Origin of the sequence: Burkholderia sp. E168m23, from assembly GCF_016586125.1 — a bacterium.
Taxonomy (GTDB): Bacteria; Pseudomonadota; Gammaproteobacteria; order Burkholderiales; family Burkholderiaceae; genus Burkholderia; species Burkholderia orbicola.
Map to the genome: position 1 here is coordinate 1 of NZ_BCPP01000240.1, position 7,849 is coordinate 7,849.

A 7,849-nucleotide genomic window follows, 5' to 3' on the forward strand; every position below is an offset into this window, starting at 1 on the left:
GGCTGGAAAGTGAGTGTCGGGCCTGCGGCGCAGGTCGCGCGGCTTCCTGAGCGTCCATGGTGTGCGCTGGCACCGCTTGCCGCTGCAGCCGTGGCGGTGGGCGAGGTGTTTGCTTCGTTCGCGCGTATTAGCGTAGCGGCTGCACGCCGCGCCATCGGATTTTCGTTGTGGCGACCGGACTTGCCGGATGATTCGTCCGACTCGATTGGGGGCGCCATTGACGAAGCCCCGGTGGAGCTTTCCTGCTTCGGGTTGGGCCACCTTGGACAAGCCTACCTTTGGGCACTCGCATGTCTGCCGCTTTCTACCACCAAAGGCTCAAGAATCTATCTATGCGACGACGACCTGGTCGAATCGCCGAATCTGGAAACGGGCGCTCTATTGAATGGCGACACGCTCGGACACCCCAAGACCCGTGTGGTGTCGGAATGGCTTATGAAGCGCGGATTCGATACCCGGCTGATTGAGCGGTTCGTAGATGGGAATTATCGTCGAAGTGATCGTGAGCCCGTGATTGCGCTGTCGGGATTCGACGACAACGAGGCGCGTCAGTGGTTAACCCAAGCGGGCTTTCCGTTGATCTTCGATTCGGGCTTGGGCGGCGAAGTCGGAACTTTCGATTCCGTAGCTGTGCATACGTGGCCGAACCGGCGGCCTGCGGCTGACTTGTGGCCACTTGAGAGCGCGCAGGCGCGCCGGGAAAGGGAAGAACGGGCGCGTCGCCGGGCGGAGGCGAACCAGGGCTACGGCGCGCTTGCGCCGGACGAATGCGGTCGCGTTCTGGTCGCAGGCAAGTCAGTCGCGGTTCCGTTCGTCGGCGCTGTGTCATCTGCTTTTGTTCTATCGGAGATGCTGCGCACGCTTAACGCTGGCCCTGCCTTCTATGACGCGAGGTTTAGGGTATGCGCGCTCTCTGACCGCTCCCTGACCGCATCGCTACGGTCCGGGCAGGCAGATCCCGTGAGCGGCATTCGTTGCCAGCAACTCGCTTGTTCCTGAGATCCTCGGAGATCAGCCAGACTGAATTTATCAAAGGAAGCTTCGTGGCCGAGACACAGCATCTTGTCGGACGCATGCATATAGCGACGTCGAAAGGCTGCTTTGGAGAAGTCCGAAGGTCGCTTGTGGGTCGATCTGCGCCGGTCGTGCGTCACAGGGCGGCGGCCGGCCGCGTTCGGCCATGTCCGGACATTGGCATGCCGTTCCTCGGTGGCCGCCTTGCCGACAGCTTCGGACGTTGAGCGTCGACGATCTTCGCCGGCATCGCAGCGTGAGAAAACGCGTGGCAAGTAGTGAGGCGTTTTGCAGTTGAGCTAGACGTTCGCGAGGAACTTATAACGTGCCCTTCCTCTGGTCTTCGGACAGCTTCAAGACAGGCGGCAATCTGAGCAGATTTTCAGGCTGAACCCTTTCCCAGAGGCCTTTGTTGCCCAGTGCTCGTCCCAACTCGTCTTCGCGCCTGAGCCATTGTTCGACCGTCCTGATTCGCCCGGGATGAATTTCGTCGAGCAATGCGTAGTCTCTTTTGATGATCCCGTACTTCCACAGATTCCAGAAGCCGGTGAAGTTTTCGCGGAAGCTCATCGTACTTTTGTCGCGGAGATCGGCGTTATATCCGGAAGGCAAATCGGCTGCGGCCTTGAGCGGTCCGCTCCAGTATGCTTCGAGGTCGGTATCGATATATTGCGCGGGATGTCCGGTCACGGCTTCGAACGCCTCGGCAAGCTTCGCATACTCGACATGATCGATCGCGACCTCGAGATGCATGCCATTCGCACGCTCCGGATTGTCGAAAAGCCAACGTGCGTAGTACCCGCAGTCCTCGAACGCTACATGCGGGACGGCGCCGTCACCGAGTGGTACCCGCCACGTAACGACGCCGCTTTCCACGGACGGCGTCATCGGTGTCATTGCCGAGACGGCCATCTCCATATACGGACCGGTCGTAAGCAGCGCGGCGCCCATCCGGTCACGGTTTGTCAGGTTCTGGAACAGAATCCATTCCCCTACGCGGCCCTTGCCGTCATAGTGGCCTGTCCGAAACCGGGAATCGTATCCGGACCTTTTGAGCGCGTAATCGAGGTTTCCATATACGAAGAACTTGACATCTTCTTCGATGGCTATTTCATAGCATCGGATGGCCCAATAAATCTCAGTCTTCTCCCCGGTGTTGAATCCATCGAGATTGATATACGCTGCGCTGCAATTACGAAAACCGTCACGCAGGACCGCTTCATCGGCAAACGTGCCCTTCACGATCGAGACGTTCCCCAGAGTGGAGAGCTCGATGGCCCGTCGCGATTCAGGATCTCGGCTCAAGGCGCGCACGGCATATTTGCCGTCGGCGACGAGCGCCCGGATGACGGGCAATCCCTGTGCGCCCGTTCCACCGATGACGAATATGGTCGAGGGGACCCGTGAAGACATGTTTGTTTACGCTGGTATGAGTTGGATAGATTTGCCGACCGCTACGCGCCGATGGCACGGATGTCAGCTTCATATGGCACCGGGCACCGGTACGCCGACCACTCGCCCGTGAACTTCTTTCGAGATGCCGAATTGCGGTCTGCGCGATATTTCATCGAAGCATTCATACGACACTGCGGCCCTAACCGGCCGCCTTCGCCGGACCGCGCGCCGCGACTGCGCGTGGTTGCCGGCCACGTTGCAGCAGAAACACACCACCGAGGATTGCGCCCATCGCGAACAGTTCGACTGCGCCGATCGGTTCCTGCGCAAGCCACGAACCCATCAGCAACGCAACGACCGGTGGAATGTACGTCACGCTGGACGCGGCCACTGCTCCGAGCCGTCCGACGATGAAGTAATAAAGGATGTAAGCGATCCCGGTGCCCGTCAGACCGAGTCCCAGCACGAGGCCGAGCAGCGCTCGCGCATCGCTCGTTACACGCGCGATGCCGTCGAAATTCGTGACACAGCCGATCAGGACCAGTGCGAAGCCGATCTGCCACGTCGACAGCGCGAGCGGCGAGAGGTCCAGGCCGGAAAGAAAGCGGCGCGCGTACACGAACGAGCAGCCCACGCTCAGTGAGCCGGCAACCATATAGCCGACTCCGAGCAGGTTGACGCCAGCCGCGTGCGCATTCCACGGGCGCGCGATCAGCAGTACACCGACGAATCCGCTGGCGATGCCCGCAATCATTCGCGCGTTCGGTCGCTCCTCGCGCAGCAGCGCCCATGCGCACAGGAAGGAAAAAAGCGGGATGGCGCCGCTTAGCATCCCGGCAATGCTCGAGAACAGCAGCCCGGCCCCTTTCGCGAACGCGTAGTAGTAAATCACGGTCGCAAGCAGCGACATCACCACGAAGTGGTGAGCGTGCCGAAGATGGCGCCATTTGAGCGCCTTAGTGAATAGCGCGACCGTGAGCAGCGGGATGAAGCCGAAAAGCACGCGCAGGAAGACGATCTGACTGGCAGCCAGATCGACGCTCGCCCACTTCATGAACAGGAAGTTGGTGCCCCAGATGAACCCGAGGGCGGCGAAGGCGAAATAGGCGGGATTCATGTCAGCGCACCAGGAAAGCGGATGAAGTCCCGATTGTGTTCCGCACCGGCTTGCTCTACAAATGATTTAATGTCGACTATGGAATAGAAAAACTAAGCTATGCGATCGATTCCTCCGCTGAAAGCCCTGCCTGCCTTCGAAGCTGCCATGCGGCACGGCAGTTTTACTCTTGCATCCCGGGAACTGAACGTGACGCCTGGTGCGATAGGGCAGCAGATTCAGAAGCTTGAGGAATGGCTCGGCGTTGCCCTGTTCGTGCGCCAGATACGGCAGGTAACGCCGACAGAGGATGGTCGCGCCTACTTCGCGCAGATTCAACCCGCCCTGGCAGAGCTTATTCATGCGAGCCATCGCATTCGTGAGCGTCGCGGTAGCGGCGTGCGGTTGTCGATGCCGCCGAGCTTCGCTGCCAAGTGGTTCGCCCCACGCATGGCCGACTTCCTGCAGGCAAACCCCGGGATTGCGCTGAGCCTGAGCACATCGACAACGATGGTCGACTTCGAACTGGATGACGTCGATCTCGCGGTTAGGCATTTCGACGGGATGGATGCACGACTATCCGTTCAACTGCTGTGCCATGACGAGGCACGCGCGTATTGCCATCCGGTATACGCGAAGCAGCGCCGATTGAAGCGCCCCGACGATTTGCGCACGGCGACACTGCTCCATAACACGCTACACCCGCACTGGGCCACGTGGCTTGCTCGATTCAGCGGTCTCGACGGTTCGCAGATCGAAACCATTACCGGTATCCGGTTCGACCAGTCGTTGATAGCGATCGACGCCGCAGTGCGCGCGCAAGGCGTTGTGCTTACCAGCCCCCTGCTGGTAGAAGCGGAACTGGCTCGTGGAGAACTGATTGAGCCATTCGATAATGCGCTTGCGTTGGACGCCGGATATTACCTCGTCCATCCCGCCAGTGCCGGAACCAAACAGGCGGTTCAATTGCTCAAGGCGTGGTTTACCGACAGCATCGCCAGGGGATGTGCGCAGCGTGGAGGCTACTTCTAGCCGTCGAATTATTGTCTCAATGACTGCTGTCGGCTCTAATGCCGACGCCGGATAATGCGATTCCGACCGGCAACAATGGGTCGTTCAGAGTCGTTCGCGGCGCGCCAGAATGGCCATTCGCTGTCTCGTACAGCTCCTGACGTTGGGCTGCATGCGCAAGCAGGATAGGGAACCTTATCGCTACGGTACGATTGTCGGTTCAAGTTCAGGTTTGGCACAACGCGTGACCGCCACTGACGGCGCCGCGGAGGAGTTGACACCGGTCTTCGCAGCCGCGGCCAGTGACAACTTTTATTCGCAAACGGAGATAATCTAAATCTGGTTTACGGTTGTCCGGCAGGTTACTCCACCACCTTGAACAGGCGGTTCTTGTTGATCACGCCGACTTTCGTCTGTTTGCCGTCGTCGTCAGCGGCGGGCCGCAGATGCCGATCGTCGAGCGTCGGCCCCGTATAGCGGCTGCGCGGCCGGATCACCTTGCCGACGCGCAGCTGCTCGATGCAGTGTGCGAGCAGTCCGACGCTGCGCGCGATCGAGAACAGCCCGAACGCCGCATCGCGCGGCAACTGAAGCTGCACCGACAGCATCGCCAGCGCGACATCGATGGTCGGCCGCTGGCCGGTGAGCGTCGTGACCTTGTCGACGAAGTGCGCGAGTTCCGTCGGCGGATCGAGCCGCGCAAGCAGCGCGTCCGCGCGCGGATCGCCGTCGGGGTAAAGATGATGGCCGAAACCGGGAATCGGGATCGCGGACTTCAGGTGATGATCGACGACGCGCTCGGCACCCAATCGTTGCACGTCGTCGAACACCGCACGTACGCGTCCCGACGCGTCGCCGTGCAGCGGCCCCGACAACGTCGCGAGCCCCGTCAGCAGGCAGCCTGCCAGCGACGCGCCGGTCGATGCGGTGATGCGCGCGGCAAATGCCGAACTCGTGATCTCGTGATCGGCGACCAGCACCATCGCGCGGCGCAACAGGTCTGCGCCATGGCTGTCGAGGCCCCAGCCGGCCGCGAGCCGCTGATGGGTGTGAAGCGGGCTTGCGCCGGCATCGTCGTGCGCGCCGAACGCGCGCGACACGATCGCGACGAGCTGCCCGGCCTCGATGTGCAGTGCGCTGTCGAGACGGCCGAGCGTCGAGTGCCCGTGCGCGGCCAGCGTCGCGAGCATGGTGAACGCGCATTGCCGGTCTCGCTCGCCGGGCGGTAGTGCCAACGCGGGCGGATCGAACGACACGGGCGTGGTGGCCTGCCAGAGCAGCGCGGCCGTCTCCTCGAGCGTGGCGGTGTCTGCGAGCTGAACGCTGTCGCGCCCGCGATACCACGCGCGTCCTTTCGAGAACGTGGTGATGCCGCTGTAGATGCACGGCTCGGCGCCAAAGATCGTGCTGGCCGCGAGCGCCGCTCGCTTGCGGCCGACCTGTTTCTTGCGGCACAGCGCGACCACATCCTCGGCCCGATACAGGCTCTTGCGCGGATCGTCGGGATCCTGCATCACGGCAATGCTGCCGCGGCTCGCGTACGCGTAGACGGTCTGCGCCCGCACGCCGAGCCGCCGCGCCGCTTCCGTCAGGGTGATCCAGTTCTGCATGGGGAGTCGTGATGAGGATGCGGCCGGTGCGCGGCCGCTTGCGCCGACTATAGACCGGGTTCAGTTGAATGTCATCTCGGCCGGGCGCCGCTCCAGCACCTCGACGAGGATGTCGCCGGGCGCGCGCACGAAACAGCCGCGCACGCCGGCGCGGATCCGCGTGACGGGCTGGACGATCTCCGCGCCGTTGTCGACCAGATGCGCGTAAGCCGCATCCAGATCCTCGACAAGCACGCCCAAGTGGTCGATCCCTTGCATGCGCGCGCCGTCCGGCACGATCGCCGGACATGCGTCCGGCAGCGCCGTGATGAAGAGGTTGATCGCCCCGATCCGCAGGTCGACGCGGCCGGGGCGCCGCACAATTTCGGCGTTCAGGCAGCGCGCGAACCACGCGGCGGTGGCCTCGGCATCAGCCGAGCAGAGTTGCAGGTGATCCCATTTGAATTCGATCATGGTCGTGTGCGGTACGTGCAGTGGAGCGTAAAAGGGGGCGAACCGGGTCAGAGCTCGATACGCGACAGCTTGCCGAGCAGCACCGAGTACGACAGCGTGCCGAGGAGGCAGATCGCACCCATCAGGTTCAGCGCCCAGAAAAAGTTGCCGGTGTGCTGCGTCACGTAGCCGATCATCAGCGGCGTGGTGACGGCTGCGATATTCGCGGCGAGGCTCGTGATGCTGCTGGTGAGCCCGACATAGCGTTTCGGCGCGATCTCGGACACCGCCGCCCACGACATCGAGCCGATTCCCTGTGCGAAGAACGCGACGGTTAGGATCGCGATCACCAGCGCGTTCGACTGCACGAAATTGACGAGCACGATCGATGCGCCGAGGAAGGTACCGATCACGAGGGGCGCCTTGCGCGACGACGACATTGATACGCCGCGCCGGATGCAGAGATCGGACAAATAGCCCGCGATAAGGATACCGAGCGTCGCGCCGATGAACGGCATCGCCTGGAAGAAACCGACCTTGATCATCGACATGTGCCGTTCCTCGACAAGGTAGGTCATGAACCAGGTCGTGAAGAACACCAGCAGCGTGTTGTTGCAGAACTTGCCGAGACAGATCGCGAGGATCTGCCGATAGCCCAGCAGGCGCAGCGCCATGCACCAGTCGAATCGGTCGCGCGCGGTCACTACCGGCTGCCCTTCGGTGATGTACTGCAGCTCGGCCGCGTTGACGCGTGGATGGCGCGACGGATCGCGATAGAGCCGGTACCAGACGACGCTGAACAGAATGCCGAACGCGCCGGTCGCGAAGAACACGGTACGCCAGCCGAACGCGGATGAGATCCACAGCAGCAGCCCGGTGAAGAGCGGCGTGCCGATGTACTGACCCATCACGTACACGCTCGTCGCGAAGCCACGCTCCTGGACCGGGAACCACATCGTCACGGCGCGCGCGTTCGACGGAAACGCGGGCGCTTCGAGCGCGCCCATCGCTAGCCGCGAACCGAGCAGCATGTGATAGCCGTGCGCGAGCCCTTGCGTGAGCGTCGCCAGCGACCATCCGACGAGCGACAGCGCATACGCGACGCGCGAGCCCAGCATATCGGCGAGCACGCCTGCCGGCAGCAGCGCGATAGAGTATGCGAGGCCGAACACCGCGAACAGCTCGCCCATCTGCACGCGGGTAAGCGCGAGATCCTTCGACAACGCCGGAGCGACGATACCGAGCGCCGAGCGATCGACGTAGTTGAGGACGGTGGCCACCAGCAGCATCG

At 62.3% G+C, this 7,849-nt stretch carries 7 protein-coding genes; 2 read left to right on the top strand and 5 right to left on the bottom strand.

Going from position 1 to position 7,849, the window contains the following annotated elements:
- A partial coding sequence (locus JMF90_RS14545; RefSeq protein ID WP_201317176.1) for a hypothetical protein occupies positions 1-999 on the top strand: 999 nt, incomplete at its 5' end.
- Between the two features lie 333 nt (positions 1,000-1,332).
- Here the strand turns inward: JMF90_RS14545 and JMF90_RS14550 are convergent.
- Together JMF90_RS14550 and JMF90_RS14555 are read right to left on the bottom strand one after the other, a co-directional pair.
- Complete coding sequence (locus tag JMF90_RS14550; protein WP_054928397.1) at positions 1,333-2,427, bottom strand: NmrA family NAD(P)-binding protein; 1,095 nt, start codon at positions 2,425-2,427, stop codon at positions 1,333-1,335.
- Positions 2,428-2,608: 181 nt separating this feature from the next.
- Entirely contained in the window at positions 2,609-3,526 is a 918-nt protein-coding gene (locus JMF90_RS14555; RefSeq protein ID WP_011694451.1) for a DMT family transporter, read from the bottom strand.
- A gap of 99 nt (positions 3,527-3,625) precedes the next feature.
- Between JMF90_RS14555 and JMF90_RS14560 the strand changes: the two genes are divergently transcribed.
- Positions 3,626-4,537 carry a LysR substrate-binding domain-containing protein gene (locus JMF90_RS14560; RefSeq protein WP_011548572.1) on the top strand — a complete coding sequence of 304 codons (912 nt, stop codon included), beginning with the start codon at positions 3,626-3,628 and terminating at the stop codon, positions 4,535-4,537.
- 341 nt (positions 4,538-4,878) lie between these two features.
- Here the strand turns inward: JMF90_RS14560 and JMF90_RS14565 are convergent, their stop codons facing one another.
- The 3 genes from JMF90_RS14565 to JMF90_RS14575 are packed head-to-tail and all read right to left on the bottom strand — an operon-like array spanning position 4,879 to position 7,847.
- The gene (locus JMF90_RS14565) at positions 4,879-6,126 is read right to left on the bottom strand and encodes a citrate/2-methylcitrate synthase (protein WP_011548571.1); all 1,248 of its coding nucleotides are present in this window, start codon (positions 6,124-6,126) and stop codon (positions 4,879-4,881) included.
- A 60-nt stretch (positions 6,127-6,186) separates the two neighbouring features.
- Positions 6,187-6,579, bottom strand: coding sequence for a VOC family protein (locus JMF90_RS14570; protein WP_011548570.1), 393 nt, complete (start codon positions 6,577-6,579; stop codon positions 6,187-6,189).
- Positions 6,580-6,626: 47 nt separating this feature from the next.
- The gene (locus JMF90_RS14575) at positions 6,627-7,847 is read right to left on the bottom strand and encodes an MFS transporter (RefSeq protein WP_201325185.1); all 1,221 of its coding nucleotides are present in this window, start codon (positions 7,845-7,847) and stop codon (positions 6,627-6,629) included.
- Positions 7,848-7,849: the final 2 nt, after the last annotated feature.